At 55.0% G+C, this 14,441-nt stretch carries 17 protein-coding genes, 1 other RNA gene and 3 pseudogenes; 10 read left to right on the top strand and 11 right to left on the bottom strand.

Annotated elements, in window-relative coordinates; all coding sequences use genetic code 11:
- Window positions 1-89: pseudogene (locus C9J03_RS27195) on the top strand (group II intron maturase-specific domain-containing protein); the annotation flags it as partial.
- Window positions 90-127: 38 nt separating this feature from the next.
- Here the strand turns inward: C9J03_RS27195 and C9J03_RS19050 are convergent.
- The gene (locus tag C9J03_RS19050; protein WP_044622495.1) at window positions 128-643 is read right to left on the bottom strand and encodes a YbaK/EbsC family protein; all 516 of its coding nucleotides are present in this window, start codon (window positions 641-643) and stop codon (window positions 128-130) included.
- Window positions 633-851, bottom strand: a pseudogene (locus tag C9J03_RS19045) (LysE family transporter); the annotation flags it as partial. The pseudogene C9J03_RS19045 and the gene C9J03_RS19050, both read right to left, overlap by 11 nt.
- On the opposite strand from C9J03_RS19045, the pseudogene C9J03_RS19040 reads away from it, so the two are divergent.
- Together C9J03_RS19040 and C9J03_RS19035 are read left to right on the top strand one after the other, a co-directional pair.
- Window positions 843-1,430: pseudogene (locus tag C9J03_RS19040) on the top strand (ArgP/LysG family DNA-binding transcriptional regulator); the annotation flags it as partial. The pseudogenes C9J03_RS19045 and C9J03_RS19040 sit on opposite strands and share 9 nt — an antisense overlap.
- Window positions 1,431-1,533: 103 nt before the next feature.
- Window positions 1,534-2,232, top strand: a complete 699-nt coding sequence (locus tag C9J03_RS19035) for an oxidative stress defense protein (RefSeq protein WP_044622496.1) — start codon at window positions 1,534-1,536, stop codon at window positions 2,230-2,232.
- Window positions 2,233-2,577: 345 nt separating this feature from the next.
- Here C9J03_RS19035 and serA read toward each other — a convergent pair whose 3' ends face one another.
- From serA to zapA, 5 genes are all read right to left on the bottom strand, one after another.
- A complete protein-coding gene (gene serA, locus C9J03_RS19025; RefSeq protein WP_044622497.1) occupies window positions 2,578-3,807 on the bottom strand; it encodes a phosphoglycerate dehydrogenase in 1,230 nt (409 codons plus the stop codon).
- Window positions 3,808-4,081: 274 nt separating this feature from the next.
- On the bottom strand, window positions 4,082-4,741 hold the full coding sequence (gene rpiA, locus C9J03_RS19020) for a ribose-5-phosphate isomerase RpiA (RefSeq protein WP_044622498.1): 660 nt from the start codon (window positions 4,739-4,741) through the stop codon (window positions 4,082-4,084).
- A 231-nt stretch (window positions 4,742-4,972) separates the two neighbouring features.
- Window positions 4,973-5,575 (bottom strand): 5-formyltetrahydrofolate cyclo-ligase, encoded by a 603-nt coding sequence (locus C9J03_RS19015; protein WP_044622499.1) that lies wholly within the window; start codon window positions 5,573-5,575, stop codon window positions 4,973-4,975.
- An 87-nt stretch (window positions 5,576-5,662) separates the two neighbouring features.
- Window positions 5,663-5,845: non-coding RNA, 6S RNA (gene ssrS / locus C9J03_RS19010), on the bottom strand.
- Between the two features lie 7 nt (window positions 5,846-5,852).
- Window positions 5,853-6,155: a cell division protein ZapA gene (gene zapA / locus C9J03_RS19005; RefSeq protein WP_039465316.1), complete on the bottom strand. Its 303-nt coding sequence runs from the start codon at window positions 6,153-6,155 to the stop codon at window positions 5,853-5,855.
- A gap of 262 nt (window positions 6,156-6,417) precedes the next feature.
- Here zapA and C9J03_RS19000 point away from each other — a divergent pair, with 262 nt between their 5' ends.
- From C9J03_RS19000 to gcvH, 4 genes are all read left to right on the top strand, one after another.
- The gene (locus tag C9J03_RS19000; RefSeq protein ID WP_044622500.1) at window positions 6,418-7,044 is read left to right on the top strand and encodes a UPF0149 family protein; all 627 of its coding nucleotides are present in this window, start codon (window positions 6,418-6,420) and stop codon (window positions 7,042-7,044) included.
- A 28-nt stretch (window positions 7,045-7,072) separates the two neighbouring features.
- Window positions 7,073-8,260, top strand: coding sequence for a 2-octaprenyl-6-methoxyphenyl hydroxylase (gene ubiH, locus C9J03_RS18995; protein WP_082060568.1), 1,188 nt, complete (start codon window positions 7,073-7,075; stop codon window positions 8,258-8,260).
- Between the two features lie 2 nt (window positions 8,261-8,262).
- Window positions 8,263-9,471 (top strand): FAD-dependent 2-octaprenylphenol hydroxylase, encoded by a 1,209-nt coding sequence (locus C9J03_RS18990; RefSeq protein ID WP_044622501.1) that lies wholly within the window; start codon window positions 8,263-8,265, stop codon window positions 9,469-9,471.
- Between the two features lie 361 nt (window positions 9,472-9,832).
- Window positions 9,833-10,219: a glycine cleavage system protein GcvH gene (gene gcvH / locus C9J03_RS18985; protein WP_338064705.1), complete on the top strand. Its 387-nt coding sequence runs from the start codon at window positions 9,833-9,835 to the stop codon at window positions 10,217-10,219.
- A 61-nt stretch (window positions 10,220-10,280) separates the two neighbouring features.
- Here the strand turns inward: gcvH and C9J03_RS18980 are convergent, their stop codons facing one another.
- Window positions 10,281-10,481: a DUF1107 domain-containing protein gene (locus tag C9J03_RS18980; protein WP_044622503.1), complete on the bottom strand. Its 201-nt coding sequence runs from the start codon at window positions 10,479-10,481 to the stop codon at window positions 10,281-10,283.
- A gap of 462 nt (window positions 10,482-10,943) precedes the next feature.
- Between C9J03_RS18980 and C9J03_RS18975 the strand changes: the two genes are divergently transcribed.
- From C9J03_RS18975 to nqrM, 3 genes are read left to right on the top strand one after another with little or no spacing between them, the layout of a single operon-like run.
- Window positions 10,944-11,258, top strand: a complete 315-nt coding sequence (locus tag C9J03_RS18975; RefSeq protein WP_044622504.1) for a DUF134 domain-containing protein — start codon at window positions 10,944-10,946, stop codon at window positions 11,256-11,258.
- Window positions 11,249-11,725 (top strand): NifB/NifX family molybdenum-iron cluster-binding protein, encoded by a 477-nt coding sequence (locus C9J03_RS18970; RefSeq protein ID WP_044622505.1) that lies wholly within the window; start codon window positions 11,249-11,251, stop codon window positions 11,723-11,725. The genes C9J03_RS18975 and C9J03_RS18970 overlap by 10 nt, the downstream gene beginning before the upstream one ends.
- Window positions 11,722-11,919 carry a (Na+)-NQR maturation NqrM gene (gene nqrM, locus C9J03_RS18965; protein ID WP_039465282.1) on the top strand — a complete coding sequence of 66 codons (198 nt, stop codon included), beginning with the start codon at window positions 11,722-11,724 and terminating at the stop codon, window positions 11,917-11,919. Before C9J03_RS18970 ends, nqrM begins: the two co-directional genes overlap by 4 nt.
- Before the next feature lie 52 nt (window positions 11,920-11,971).
- On the opposite strand, the gene C9J03_RS18960 is transcribed toward nqrM, so the two are convergent.
- Genes C9J03_RS18960 through ygfZ form a run of 3 tightly spaced genes read right to left on the bottom strand, consistent with a single transcriptional unit; the run spans window position 11,972 to window position 14,367 of the window.
- Window positions 11,972-12,910 carry a LysR substrate-binding domain-containing protein gene (locus C9J03_RS18960; protein ID WP_044622506.1) on the bottom strand — a complete coding sequence of 313 codons (939 nt, stop codon included), beginning with the start codon at window positions 12,908-12,910 and terminating at the stop codon, window positions 11,972-11,974.
- 11 nt (window positions 12,911-12,921) lie between these two features.
- Window positions 12,922-13,383 carry an aminoacyl-tRNA deacylase gene (locus C9J03_RS18955; RefSeq protein ID WP_039465275.1) on the bottom strand — a complete coding sequence of 154 codons (462 nt, stop codon included), beginning with the start codon at window positions 13,381-13,383 and terminating at the stop codon, window positions 12,922-12,924.
- A gap of 3 nt (window positions 13,384-13,386) precedes the next feature.
- Window positions 13,387-14,367, bottom strand: a complete 981-nt coding sequence (gene ygfZ / locus C9J03_RS18950; RefSeq protein WP_044622507.1) for a tRNA-modifying protein YgfZ — start codon at window positions 14,365-14,367, stop codon at window positions 13,387-13,389.
- Between the last annotated feature and the right edge of the window lie 74 nt (window positions 14,368-14,441).

Below are 14,441 nucleotides of genomic sequence, written 5' to 3'. Positions count from 1 at the left end.
TGGGCATGTACTCATTGAGAGATGGGTATGAGTCACTGAAAATATATTCGGAACCGCCGTATGCGACCCACGCTTGTACGGTGGTGTGAGAGGACGGAGGCCGTGAGGCCTCCTCCTACTCGATTCATTAATTGGATGAGACTTCGACTTTTGCTGGCAGAGACAACACCCGGTTGGGTAGGGTTGCCAGTAACCGCTTGAGATCGGCACTGGCAAAAGCAAAGGTCATGTCCGGTTTGCCTGGAGTGAACATCAGCTCCTGGTAGGTGTATACGATAGGGTCGACCAGCAGGGTGATATCGGCTGGTAGGCTGAATGGGCACACTGCACCCGGCGCACAGCCAATGGCAGCCATCATTTCGTCATGGCTACAGACCGATACCCGCTTGCCCAGTACCTGCTTGACCAGCTTGCTGTTGAGTCGGCTGTCACGGTGGGTCAGCAGCAGGCAGTGGCCGCCTCCTTTGACCTTCATGAACAGGCTTTTGGTCGGCGCAGCTGTCCAGCCGAGCTCCTTGCCGATCCGCTCGTCCGCCTCGAAATCGAGGATTGGCTCATGCTGCCATTGTTGGTAATTGACATTGGCTTGGCTGAACAGTTCCAGATTAGACTGGTAGATGTGCTCTATTTTCTCAGGCTGCATATTGGCTCCATAATCCCTGTGCCAGATGAGTGGCGATGAAGAACATCATAGCGGCAACGGCCAGATCGATTCCGCGCTTTACCTTGGGTTTTGATAAGGTCGGGCCTAATTTAGCAGCCCCTAGCGACAGGGTATAGAACCAGACAAACGAGGCCAAGATAGTACCGATGGCAAAAGCGACCCGGTCGTTACCTTCGAACTGGCCACCTGGCTGTTGCCAGCACTAAGCCCACTGCTGCGCGCACGGCGTATTGAACTCAATTTGATGATCGAAGACGAGGCCCGTACCCTGGATAGACTGCGCAGTGGTGAAGTGGTCGGGGCGATCAGTATGGAATCGACCCCGATGCCGGGGTGTGTCGCCGATTACCTGGGCAGGGTGGACTTTCTTTGCGTCGCCAGCCCATCGTTTGCCGACAAGTATTTTGCCGGGGGAGTAAACCGCGACACCTTACTGGCTGCACCCGGGGTGACATTTGATCATCATGATGATATGCATGAGCGCTTTATCCATCAGCATTTCAACTTGCCATTCGGCTGCGTGATGAAACACACCGTCCGCTCATCAGAGGCATTCGTCAGGATGGCCGTAGAAGGGATTGCTTATTGTTTGATCCCACGGATCCAGATCCAGCAGGAGTTGGACTCGGGTTTGCTGGTGAACTTAACCCGCGATATTTTTCCGGCCCGCCGAATGTATTGGCATCACTGGGCACTGGAGAGTGGGGTACTGTCAGATCTGTCTGAGCAACTGGCCCAATATGCAGGGAAGGTACCACCTCAATAAAACAATGTACAAAAAATTCTTATTTAAGGGAATTTTTTGTCTTAGCCTGTTGTCATATGGACAAAGTATGAAAAAACAGACTCGGATAATAGGAATAAGACAGATGAAAAAACAACTTATCGCAGTGATGTTAGGGTTGGGTTTAATGGGCACCAGTGGTATCGCTGCGGCCTCGGTCAGTGTTCCGCATTTGCAGACAACCGGTAACGGTGAAGTGACGGCCCAGCCGGATATGGCAGTATTTGCCGTGGCAGTAGAAGAAATCCGTCCGACAGCCAAAGAAGCCAAGCAAGCGGTGGATCAAGCGGTTGAAGCCTTCGTGGCGCGTTTGCTTGAAGAGGGAATCGAGCGTAACCAGATCCAGAGCGCGAATATCAGCCTCCAGCCTCAGTACCATTACCCGAAAGACAAAGAGCCTGAGCTCAAGGGCTACCGTGCCAGCCGCCACGTGACGGTAACGGTCAACGAACTGGACAACCTCAATACCTACCTTGATAGCGCGTTGGGTGATGGTATCAACCGTATCAACAACATCGAGCTCAAGGTCAGCAACGAAGACGAGTACCTAGAGCAAGCACGTCAGGCGGCGATCAAAGATGCCATAGCCAAAGCGGAGTCGCTGGCCAAAGGGTTCGGTGAATCACTCGACGGGGTATGGCAGATTTCCTACCAGGCCAGCCAGCCGCGCCCGATGATGATGCGCATGGCGATGGACGCGGCACCGGAGAGTGCGGTGAGCTACCAGGACACCCAGATCACTATCCGCGACCGGGTCGAGGTGGTGTTTAAGCTGGAAGAGTAGGATAGAGCGGGGCTATGGCACTAAGGTACTGTGGCCCTATAGGGTGAAATACGGAGCTATGGATCATCTAGGTACTTGGTCCTAAAGGGGAAATTAGCAGTGTTAATTTATCTATAGTGTGTAGATTGACTGTGGGTGTAGTTTGGGGATTCTTCTTGCAGAACCGCAGAACCGCAGAACCGCAGAACCGCAGAACCGCAGAACCGCAGAACCGCAGAACCGCAGAACCGCAGAACCGCAGAACCGCAGAACCGCAGAACCGCAGAACCGCAGAACCGCAGAACCACATCTAAAACAAAAGGAGAGCATCTGCTCTCCTTTGTCGTTTTAGGTCGCCGTTCTGGCTTAGTGCAGGATACGGGCCCGGATGGTGCCGTCGATGGCCTTGAGTTTGGCCAGGGCCTGCTCCGAGCGCTCGGTCTCGACATCGATAACCACGTAGCCGATTTCAGGACCGGTTTGCAGGTACTGGGCGGCGATGTTGATCCCTTCCGAGGCAAAGATTGTGGTGATCTGGTTGAGGATCCCCGGGCGGTTTTCGTGGATGTGCAGCAGGCGCGAACAGTCCTTGTGCTCAGGCAGCGATACCTCAGGGAAGCCAACGGCAGACAGGGTCGAGCCGTTGTCAGAGTATTTGGCCATCTTGCCTGCGACTTCCACACCGATATTGGCCTGGGCCTCCTGGGTCGAGCCACCGATGTGCGGGGTGAGCAGCACATTATCGTATTTTGTTAATGGGCTTTCGAACGGGTCGTTGTTGGTCTTGGGCTCTACCGGGAACACGTCGATCGCCGCGCCGGCAATATGGTTGCTTTCCAGGGCACTGCACAGTGAATCGATATCGACCACGGTACCGCGGGCGGCGTTGATGAAGATAGCGCCCGGTTTCATGCGGGCAAACTCCTCGGCCCCCATCATGTCCTGGGTTTCAGGGGTTTCCGGTACGTGCAGGCTGATCACATCACACTTGTTGAGCAGCTCGGTCAGCGATGGTACCTGGGTGGCATTGCCCAGCGACAGCTTGTTCTCGATGTCGTAAAAGTACACCTTCATACCGAGGTTTTCTGCCAGGATGCCAAGCTGGGTACCGATATGGCCGTAGCCGATGATCCCAAGGCGCTTGCCGCGGGCTTCGAAAGAGTGATCGGCAGACTTCAGCCATTCGCCACGGTGGGCTTTGGCATTTTTTTCCGGGATCCCGCGCAGCAGCAACAGGATTTCCCCCAGTACCAGCTCGGCCACGCTTCGGGTATTGGAGAATGGTGCATTGAATACCGGGATCCCGCGTTTGGCCGCGGCAGCAAGGTCAACTTGGTTGGTACCGATACAGAAGCAACCGACCGCAATTAACTTTTGCGCGGCGCTGAACACGTCTTCGGTCAGCTGGGTACGGGAGCGGATACCCACGAAGTGGGCATCTTCAATGGCGGAAATCAGCTCGTCACCGGAGAGTGAGCCTTTGTGGTATTCGATATTGCTGTAGCCCGCCTGCTGCAGTACTTCGATTGCCGAAGGGTGAACGCCTTCTAACAGCAGGATCTTAATTTTGTCTTTTTCCAGTGAAACTTTAGCCATTGATACTCATCCTTAACGCTAGGGCTGAGGGGCTCATGGGAGCCAGGCAGAGGCAGGAAAAGGAAGGAATAGATTTCCTGTGTACGGGCTGTCCATGAGCACCACATTCGTTTGCTTACATGCTCTGCCAGTTAAGTTACCAAAAAATGACCATAATGGGTAAGAATATTACAGGATTGATAATAAAAAACGGCATATATTATGCCGTTTTGAAAGTGAGTAACGCATAAAGCGCCTTTTTCTGGTCAACCAAGTTGAAAAAGGGGCAAGGCGATTACTTTTCGAATTTTTTCACGCCTTCAGGGCTACCGACCAGCAGTACGTCTGCACCGCGGTGGGCGAACAGGCCAACGGTTACTACGCCTGGTAGGGCGTTGATCTTATCTTCCATCGCTTTCGGATCAGTGATTGCCATGTTGTGGACATCCAGGATCATATTGCCGTTGTCCGTGATGCAGCCCTCGCGGTACTCAGGATCGCCACCGAGCTTAACCAGCTCACGGCCGATGAAAGAGCGTGCCATAGGGATCACTTCAACCGGTAGTGGGAATTTACCCAGCACATCGACCTGTTTGGTATCATCGACGATACAGATAAACTGCTTGGCAATCGCGGCAACGATTTTTTCACGGGTCAGGGCTGCGCCGCCGCCTTTGATCATGTCGAAGTCGCCGTTGATTTCGTCGGCGCCATCAACGTAAACGTCCAGGCTAGAGACTTCGTTGGCATCAAATACAGGGATACCGATCTGCTCAAGGCGCTCTGTTGAGGCGACAGAGCTTGATACTGCACCTTTGATTTCTTCTTTGCGGGTAGCCAAAGCATCGATGAAGTGATTAACCGTCGAGCCAGTACCGACACCGACAATGCTGCCTTTCTTTACGTATTCCAGAGCAGCCCAGCCAGCAGCTTTCTTCATTTCATCTTGTGTCATGCTTATCTCCTAGTGATGACAAACGTTGCGCGGAGCGCCGATTATAGCCAAATAGCGGTCTGTCGTCAGTCCCTATCTGGCCCGATAACGGCAACCTTAGTGAAAGGAAAAAGACAATTCTATTAATAACATAGGGTTAAGGTGTTCGAAACGGCACTTAAAAACAAACGTTTGCGTCAGGCTGTGGCCAATCAACCGCGATGTTCGCTTGGTTACAAGGTTGGCGAGTACTTACCAGTGAAAGTGGTAAGAAGGGGTGATGATCTCGGGCAGCGGCACATCCCAGGCCTCGAAGGGCAGGCTGTCGACTTGCTGGCAGTCATGGGCCAGGCCGACCGGGCGCGGGCCGCGTTGCTCACTGTGCCACAGGCTCAGGGTTCGGTCGTAATATCCGCCGCCCATGCCAAGGCGCTGGCCGGTATTGTCAAACGCCACCAAGGGGGTGCAGATGACATCCAGTTGCGGGATTGGTTTCACCAGCCGGATATCCAGTACGGGCTCCTGGATGCCGTACCGGTTGCGGGTCATCCGTGTCGTTGGTGTATAGTGGAGAAACAGCAGGTGTCCTTTGCTGAAAGGGTGGAGGACCGGCAAGTAGACATCTTTACCTTGTTGCCACAACCATTCAATCACAGGAGTGGTATCGAGCTCGCCGTCATTGGCCAGGTATAGTGCAATATGCTGGGCTCCAAGGAGACTGGTGGCCTGCTTGCAGTGTTCGACGAGTTCTTGTGCCGCGGCTAATTGCTGGACGGGCGTTAGCTGGCGTCGACGTTCTCGGGTTTGCTGACGGATGTGTTGCCGGGTGGCTGATGCATGTACCGCAGATCTCATAGGTCGTCCAGTGACAAAAGGTTCTGTGGAAAAGAAAGAGAGTGGATGATAGCCGGCATGCTATGCCGCTGTGGCTTCATCTGAAAGGTATGCCCCAAGGTGCCGTTGCGAATTGTGGCCCTTGAACCAGATGTTCAAGGTGGATCAGCAACATTAACCGTAGGCTTCTCGGTACGTGCCGAGCATGCTCAATAGCTAATTAAAGCTGATCCTGGGTTTTTGCTTATCGGCTCGGGGACGTTAATCCGCTGACGCACACCCCAGGGTCAATTCATTATCAACGCTTTGGCTGATATTGCAATGCTTTCTCCAACAAATCTTCCATCTCGTTGATTCTGTTGGATAATCTTTCAGCATTACGTTGTTGTTCTTGGCGCTCGCTATGCAACTCGTTACAAATATTCAAACCGGTAAACATCAGCAGCTGTTCGGCGTTGGTGATTTTGGTGCGCTCGGAAAGATCTTTCAAGCGTTGGTCAAAATCGGCGGCTGCTGCACGCAGGGCGTCTTCCTGGCCTGCTGGGCAATTCACCTTGAAGGTGCGGCCATATACCTGAATTTCTACTGCCTGGTTACTCATAAATGTTTAATCTGCTCCGTGCCAGATCGTCCAATTTGGCATTCCGCTGCGATATGCGCTAGAAGGCCAATATAGAAAAAGCCCTATCAACATGCAAGTGACCCCGTCATGCTTTAGAACGAATTGTGTCTAATTAATCAGATATTAACCAGATTGAGGTAAACATCGCCCTAAGACCGGAAATGCCGAGTGACTGCACTTTTGGATAAGTGGTAGCATACCACAAGACGATTTACACCCATGACAATAAGGTGAACCGCCCATGAGCGACGTAAAACTACCTAGCTATGAAACCCTAGAGCCGATGCTGAAAGAGCAAGGCCTGGCCGTTACCCCGTCAGAGCTGCATGGCCTGCTCTGCGGGATGATTTGCGGCGGGATGGCTGTTGACGCTGAGCAGTGGCTGGCACCGGTCTGCGACTATGCCAACCAGGGCGAAGCATTGACCGATGGTGCCAAGACGGCGGTTCGCTCGGTATTTGCTGCAGCGGCAAGTGAGCTCGGCGGTTTGACCCAAACTCTGTTCAGCTCGACGGCGGCCGAGCTGGCTGAGATGGAGTTTACGGTCGAGCTGCTGCTGCCTGCTGAGGGCAGTGAGCTGATGCTGCGTGCCGAGGCCCTGAGCGAATGGGTGACCAATTTTATTTCAGGTCTTGGCCTGATGGGGATGGACAAGAAGCAATTGTCTGACGATGTGACCGAAGCGGTCGCTGCGTTGGAAGAGATTGCCCAGCTTGGTGTCGATGAAGACGAAGACATGCAAGAGCAGGCCATGCTGTTCGACAACGTGGTGGCTTATGTACCGGAGTGTGTGCTGACGTGTTTGGTTGGCCTGAGCCAGCGCGGTGATGTTGAAGACGAAGCCGCAGACAAACCCACCCTCCATTAATCACAGGATTGACAGTTAAGGGACGGATGTGAAGCAGTACGATGTCGTGATAGCCGGCGGGGCAATGGCCGGCGCAACCTTGGCAATTGCATTGGATAAACTCGGTGGCGGCAGGCTGCGGATTGCCGTCGTGGAAGCGGTGGAGCCGAAGCTGGATCGGCATCCTGGCTATGATGCGCGCAGTATCGCTCTGTCTCTTGGTTCGGCGCAGCTACTTGATACCATTGGCTGCTGGACGGCGCTAGCTGGCGTGGCAACGGCGATCTCCCAGATCCATGTTTCCGATCGCGGCCATGCCGGTATTGTCCACCTTGACGCCCGCGAGCAGGCGGTGGAGGCCTTGGGCTACGTGGTAGAGCTGGCCGATGCCGGCCGGATCTTTCATCACAAACTCGCCAAGCTGGATCAGGTCGATCTGTTCTGTCCGGCTCGGATCGCCGAGATCGAGCGCCACCAGCAAGGGATCGACCTGGTATTGGACAATGGCGAGCAGCTGCACAGTCGCTTGGTGGTGGCTGCTGATGGTGCCCAGTCGTCAGTCTGTGACATGCTTGGGCTGGGCCGCAGCGAGCATGATTTCGCGCAGGTGGCGGTGATCGCCAATGTGACCACCGAGGAAGCTCATCAGGGGCGGGCATTTGAACGCTTTACCCCGCAGGGGCCGGTGGCGCTGCTGCCGATGTCGGAAGGGCGCAGTTCCTTGGTATGGTGTATCCGTCCGGGTGATCAGGCCGAAGTGATGGGGTGGAATGACGAGACGTTTCTTGCCAAACTGCAGCAGGCATTCGGCTGGCGTCTTGGTCGCTTGAGCCAGACTGGCGTGCGTCATGCCTATCCGCTATCGCTGCGCCAATCCCAGCGCCTGACCTCGCACCGGGTTGCCGTAGTAGGCAATGCGGCGCAGGCGCTGCATCCTATTGCCGGGCAGGGATTCAACCTTGGCCTGCGTGACGTGATGAGCCTGGCCGAGGAAGTTTGCCGTGAATGGGATCAAACCGGTGATGCCGGCCATATCCGGGTACTGAGCCGCTACCGCCAGCGTCGGGAGCCGGACCGTGAGGCAACAGTGGGCATGACGGCAGGCTTGGTTGGGGTGTTTGCCAATGACAGCATGCCTTTCGTGGCTGGCCGCAACCTTGGCCTGATGGCGATGGAATGTGTAGATGTATTGAAAGCCCCGCTGGTTCGGCGGGCAATGGGACAGGTAGATAGATAACCATGATGCAAAGTGTTGATGTCGCCATTATTGGCGGCGGTATGGTGGGACTGACCCTAGCGGCAGCCCTGGCCGATACGGAACTGCGGGTCGCCGTGATTGAAGGTAAGCTACCTGAGACGGCGCTCGAGCCTCTACCGGATGTTCGGGTGTCGGCGCTGAGCCGAGCCAGTGAGCGCATCCTGCGTCGGGTTGATGCCTGGGAAGGAATCGCGGCAAGGCGGATGGCGCCCTACAGCAAGATGCAGGTATGGGAGCAGGACAGCTTTGCCAGTATCGCATTCGATGCCGCCCGGCTGGCACAGCCGGACTTGGGGCATATCGTCGAAAACCGGGTGATCCAGCTGTCATTGTTGGATCGTGTCAAGCAGTTGCCGAACGTGACCCTGCTGGCGCCGGAGCGCTGCCAGAGCATCGCCTTTGGTGAGAGTGAAGCGTGGCTTAGCCTGGCATCTGGCCGCAACCTCACGGCCAAGCTGGTGGTGGGGGCCGATGGCGCCAACTCCTGGGTGCGTCAGCAGCTGGCTATCCCTTTGACCCATTGGGATTACGGTCACAGTGCTGTTGTGGCCAACATCCGCTGCAGCGAGCCGCACCAGGACACGGCACGGCAGATCTTCCGTCCGGAAGGGCCGCTGGCCTTCCTGCCGCTGGCCGAGTCGGATCTGTGCTCGATTGTCTGGTCGCTGCCGCCCGAAGAGGCGAGCCGCTTGTGCGAAATGCCGGAGCAGGAATTCAACAAGCGCTTGACCGCGGCGTTCGACAACCGCTTGGGGCTGTGCAAGGTCGAGGGCGAACGCCAGGCTTTCCCGCTCAAGATGCGTTATGCCCGTGACTTTGTCCGTGAGCGTGTGGCATTGGTCGGTGATGCCGCCCATACCATCCATCCGTTGGCGGGGCAGGGGGTCAACCTAGGCCTGTTGGACGCTGCCAGCTTGGCCCAGGAGCTCAAGCAGCTGTGGCTGGCAGAGAAAGATATCGGCCGTCAGAGCCACCTGCGCCAATACGAGCGCTGGCGCAAAGCGGAAGCGGCAAAAATGATCGCGGCGATGCAAGGCTTCCGGGATCTGTTCGACGGCAGTCATCCGGCCAAGAAGCTGGTGCGTGATCTGGGCATGCTGTTTGCCGACAAGGCTCCGGGCCTGAAAGACGAATTTATGCGCCGGGCGCTCGGGCTAAGCGGCGAGTTGCCAGAGCTGGCCCGGCACTGAAGCAGATGCCCGCAGGCCTGACGATATACCACGCGTTCAAAACCGCCGAGCTGGCGGTTTTTTTGTGCCTGCTGTCAGTATGGATGAAACCCATAACATCTTGACCGGTAAGGGACGAAACAGGGAGAGCCGGGATGATTGATGGAAATGACAAAAAATTGTTATCTAATTTGGTGATTTTCTCCTACATTAAATATCAGGAAAAATACAGAGCTAGCAGTAACCGGCCCAGGCGTTAGTTTTCAGCTTGTTAGCCCTGATAAATACTGGCTTATGCTCGTCCCTGCGATAACTGATACTGCTGGCCCGCATGAGAGTGGCGATAGGCAGGCTTTCATAAGGAAGTTTCACTATGAGCTATATTCCCTCTGAGTTGAAGTTTACCAATACCCATGAATGGGTCCGCCATGAAGGCGACGGGATATTTACGGTGGGTATTACCGATCATGCCCAGTCGCTACTGGGTGACATGGTGTTTGTCGATCTGCCGGAAATTGACGCAGCGACGGAAGCGGGTGAGGACTGTGCGGTGGCGGAGTCGGTCAAGGCTGCCTCGGATATCTACGCGCCGTTATCTGGGTTTGTGATTGCTATCAATGAAGATTTGGAAGGCTCGCCCGAGCTGGTCAACAGTGATCCCTATGGTGACGGTTGGCTGTTTCAGCTCAAAGTTGAAGATGACGGGGAGTTTGCCGACTTGCTCGATGCCGACAGCTATTCGGACTTGGTTGATGAAGACAGTGACTAGCCATTGATGGCTGGCCGGATAAAAGAAAAGCCCATCATGGGCTTTTCTTTTTTCTGCGATATCAGCAGTCCTTGAGGCGACGAATTTCTTGGTTGATTTCGTTTACCGTTTGGTAATGGCGCTGTTGTGCCTTCACTGGCACCAGTAGCAGACCATTGTTAAATTCATAGCCGCCCCGACCGTCAATGTAGATCCTTCCACTGAATAAACGACTTACGTGCTTTGCGATCATCTTCGGCACGTAGCGTTTGAACATCCGCATAGTTAGCCAACCTTTCCTTTTGTTTTTGACGGCCAGAATTATAAAACAATGCGCATGATGCTTTTGTGATGCCTTCAGCATAATAGGGATGTTAAATAACCTTGGGTTTACTTTTTCTTTTTTCTATAGCGGTGTGAGCAGATTTTTATTCTGCTGGTGTATGTTATGGGTTAACGTATTGAGAGCGAATATTATTCACGTTTTCTTGCATGGTTTTCAATTAATCAAATACTTTTAGAGACTTATAATTATTGAATGCCTAGGTGGATAAAAAAGCAGCGAATTTGGCAGCCGGAAAATGGACCCTGGAAATGACAATATTGTGTATCTCGTCGTGCTACATAGAGGAAAATGCTGATTGTGATAACTGGACTGATCAGCAAGAAAACTGCTTTGGATCAAAGATTATTATTGGCATATGCCAATAATAACAGTTTTTAGCCATCAACTAATTAGCGAGCTATGCCCAGACCGAAAATCCAGCGTCGGATCCGATGCCGACCAGCTTACAGTTGTTTCAAGCCTAACGGGGTGCCGATGTCCGAACTCGACTCCATGCCGTTGGCAGCCGATGAGCTAGAAGCATTGCGTTTGGTCGACCTCAATGGGCTTAGTCAGCAAGACGCAGCGCAAGAGCTTGGGGTCTCGCGCCAGACACTGGGTAATATCGTTTCAGCGGCCAGGCACAAAGTGGCGAGCGCATTGGTTAAAGGTATGGCACTGGAGCTGGACAGTGTCGCCAAGCCAAATAATGAAAAGGAGCCATCATGTCAGTAGCTATTGCCATCACCCCCAACCATGAGGTGGCCGGGCACTTCGGCAAAGCCGCCGGTTTTGTTGTTTACGATGAGCAGGGGCAGTTGATTGCCGAGTTGGTTAACCACGGACGTATAGAGGTGGGCTGTAAACATAAAAAGCAGCTTCAGGCCCAATTGGCTGCGCACAATGTGAAGACTCTCTTGCTTGGCAATGTCGGCCAGCGCTCGTTGGCCCGCTTGCTGCGCGCCGGCTTTGCGGTGTTCCGAGTACCTAACAGAGCGTCGGTGCAAGATGTCCTGGGCGGTAAGGTTGCTAGAGAGCCATTGCTGGCAGCCGAGCAGGGCCGCCCGTGCAAGCGCGAGAAAGGCGATTGCGGGTGTGGGTGCGGCAGCAAGAAAGCGGCGAAACCCGCTAAAATTGGTATGACGGCAAGTGGTACTATCAACGTCAATGGACTGACCAAGCTAGGAGGCTTTAAGCTATGACTTATTTGTTCACGGTACTGGTTTTTCTGTTGGTGATCGGCGCGATGGCTATCGGCTGGGTGTTCCGCAAAAAAGCCATCCAGGGGAGCTGCGGCGGGCTCGCCAATGTCGGGGTCGATAAGGAGTGTGGCTGCAAGGAGCCTTGCGACGAGCACAAGCTCTACCAGATCAGCGAGCCTGAAGGGAAACAGTAGCGGGTGACGCAATCAAAAAGCGCAGCTAAAGAGCTGCGCTTTTTTGTGGACGTTAACTCGTTTGGCGTAGCTCTTCAACGCGTAGGGTAACCGCATCGGCGACGCACTGGCGCAACCATTGCAGGCGCGGGTGGTTGGTATTGCGACGCAGCCAAAGCATGTTGATATCAAAGTCGGGAATGTCGACCGGTGGCCGGCATTGGCTCAGGTTATCGTGGAACACATCGAGCCGGGCCATCAGGGTCGAGACCACGCACAGCAAGTTCCGTCCGCTCAGCAGATGGCGAATAGTCAGGAAACTGCTGGAGCCTACGGCAATTTGGCGCTGGAAGCCCTGTTGCTGCAGCTGGTTGTCGACGTTGGTCAGTAATTTGCCATCTGGCGACACCAGCGCCTGCGGCGTCTGGATATAGCGGGCCAGATCGATCGGCGAGGCCAGGCCGGTGGCCTTGGCGTCGAACAGGCAAACATGATCTTCGGTATAGAGATATTGGCTGTCGAACTCATGGGGCAGGTTGGTCATCGAGCCGATAATCAGATCGATTTTCTGGCTCTCGGTGGCCTGCTGGTAGTTGTTGCGGTCAACGTTGCAGAAGCTGAGCTGGCTGTGCGGCGCTGCTTCGCGGATAGCATCAAACAGCGCCGGGGCAAACAGCAGCTCGGCATAGTCGGTCAGGCCGATCCGGAAAGTGCCCTGATATTCTTTGGCGGAGAACTCGTCTGGCTGGAGGATCTCGCTGGTGATCAGCTGGAGGATATGTTCCACAACCGGGATGAGCTCCACCGCTTTCTCGGTGGCGATCATCTGGTGGCCGCGGCGCTCGAACAAGGGATCGTCGAGCAGGGCCCGCAACCGGGATAAGTTGTGGCTCATGGCCGACTGGCCAATCGACAATTTTGCGGCGGCTTTGGTGACACTGCGGGTCTCCATCAGGGCCGAGAAGGCGACCAGCAGGTTGAGGTCAATCCCTCGCCAGTTGATATTGTTCATGCAACTCCAGTTTAGCGGCAAATATCGGCAAACAGCGGATCACAGAGCACCAGCAGATCATCGGTGGCCAGCTCGACGCCGGCCATCCGGTCACCGCTGCTGATATTGACCAAAGTGTGGGCAGTGATCTGATGATCGAAAATGACCGGCAGCGGGCGCTTGAGCCCGATGGGGGCCACCGTGCCGATGACCAGCCCGGTGACTTTCTCGACATCGCTGGCATCGGCGCAGGTCATTCGTCGGCAGCCGAACATTGCACGGACTTTTTTCGGGTCAACCTGGGCCGGGCCGGGCACACACGCCAGGACGTGGAATCCTGCCATATCCCGCAGCAAAATGGATTTGACCATCTGCCGGGGATCGACCCCGCGCTCGCGGGCGGCTTCCTCAATCGTCTTGGCCGGCTGGCTGTGGTGGAGAAGGCGGTATTCCACGCCTTCTTTGTCTAGGTAATGAGTAACCGGGGTATTCATTGCTTAGCCGTTGTCATCCAGCGAATAAGGCAGGGCTTGCTGGTGCCATACGTCCTCGGCCCCAGCCAGGCGGAAAGCCGTGCCCTCATCCAGATCGTTGGGTAGTACGACCAATGCCGTGGCTTGGCCATCGGTAAATTGGTAGCCGGCCACAATCGTGCCGCCCTTGCGCCAGTTCTCGCCGACGCTGCGCTCCAGGCTGTCACCGGCTTGTGGGCAGTGTTCGGCTGGGCCGCTGACAATGTACATTGCCCGCTTGTTGATCCCGCGGTATTTGGCCCGGGCTACGGTCTCCTGGCCGGTGTAGCAGCCTTTGGTAAAGCTGATCCCGCCAAGGGCCTGCAGGTTTACTGCCTGGGGGATGAACTCGAGCTCGGTGGCGGCATCAACCCGAGGGATCGCGGCGCGGATATCGTACAGATCCCACAGGCTGTCATCGCTCAGTACGGCAGAGGTTGCCAGCTGGTTGGCAATATCGCCAGCGGCATCGGCATGTAACGACAGCAACCAACGCTGGCTGTCGATTTTAACGGCAGTCCCGCCATTGACGGCACGGACATCGCCTTCGCCACCGAACAGCTGGGCAACCTGCGTATCGGCTTCGCTGCCGGCAATGCCGAGCAGAACATCATTGCTCGCCTCGATATCGACCTTGGAGAAAATGGCGTATTTTTTCAGCTCCGGGAGCTGAGTGGCCATGACGCTGCGGCGCTGCAAGAAACCATAGCCGTCATTGTGGTGGAACAAACGGAACACTGTCCTTAGCTTGCCTTTGGCATCGCAGTGCCCGGCCAAAGTGCTCTGGTCGGCGGCAAGTCCCACCACATCACAGGTTACCTGGCCGTGCAGGTAAGACTTTTTGTCATCACCAATCAGGGTGACCAATGCCCAGTTAGAGAGATCAATGAGAGCGAGGGAAGGCAGGGAATCGCCCGAAGAGAGGGGGATTCGATCAAAATTGAGGTTTTTAGACCAGTTGCTCATAGGACTTCCAGTTGAGAGATGTTATAGAGCCTATGTTAAAGCGCTCGCTGGAATTTGTCAGCATAATACCCAAG

Source organism: Photobacterium gaetbulicola, from assembly GCF_003025515.1.
Taxonomy (GTDB): Bacteria; Pseudomonadota; Gammaproteobacteria; order Enterobacterales; family Vibrionaceae; genus Photobacterium; species Photobacterium gaetbulicola.
This window is presented reverse-complemented; position numbering and strand designations above follow the sequence as displayed.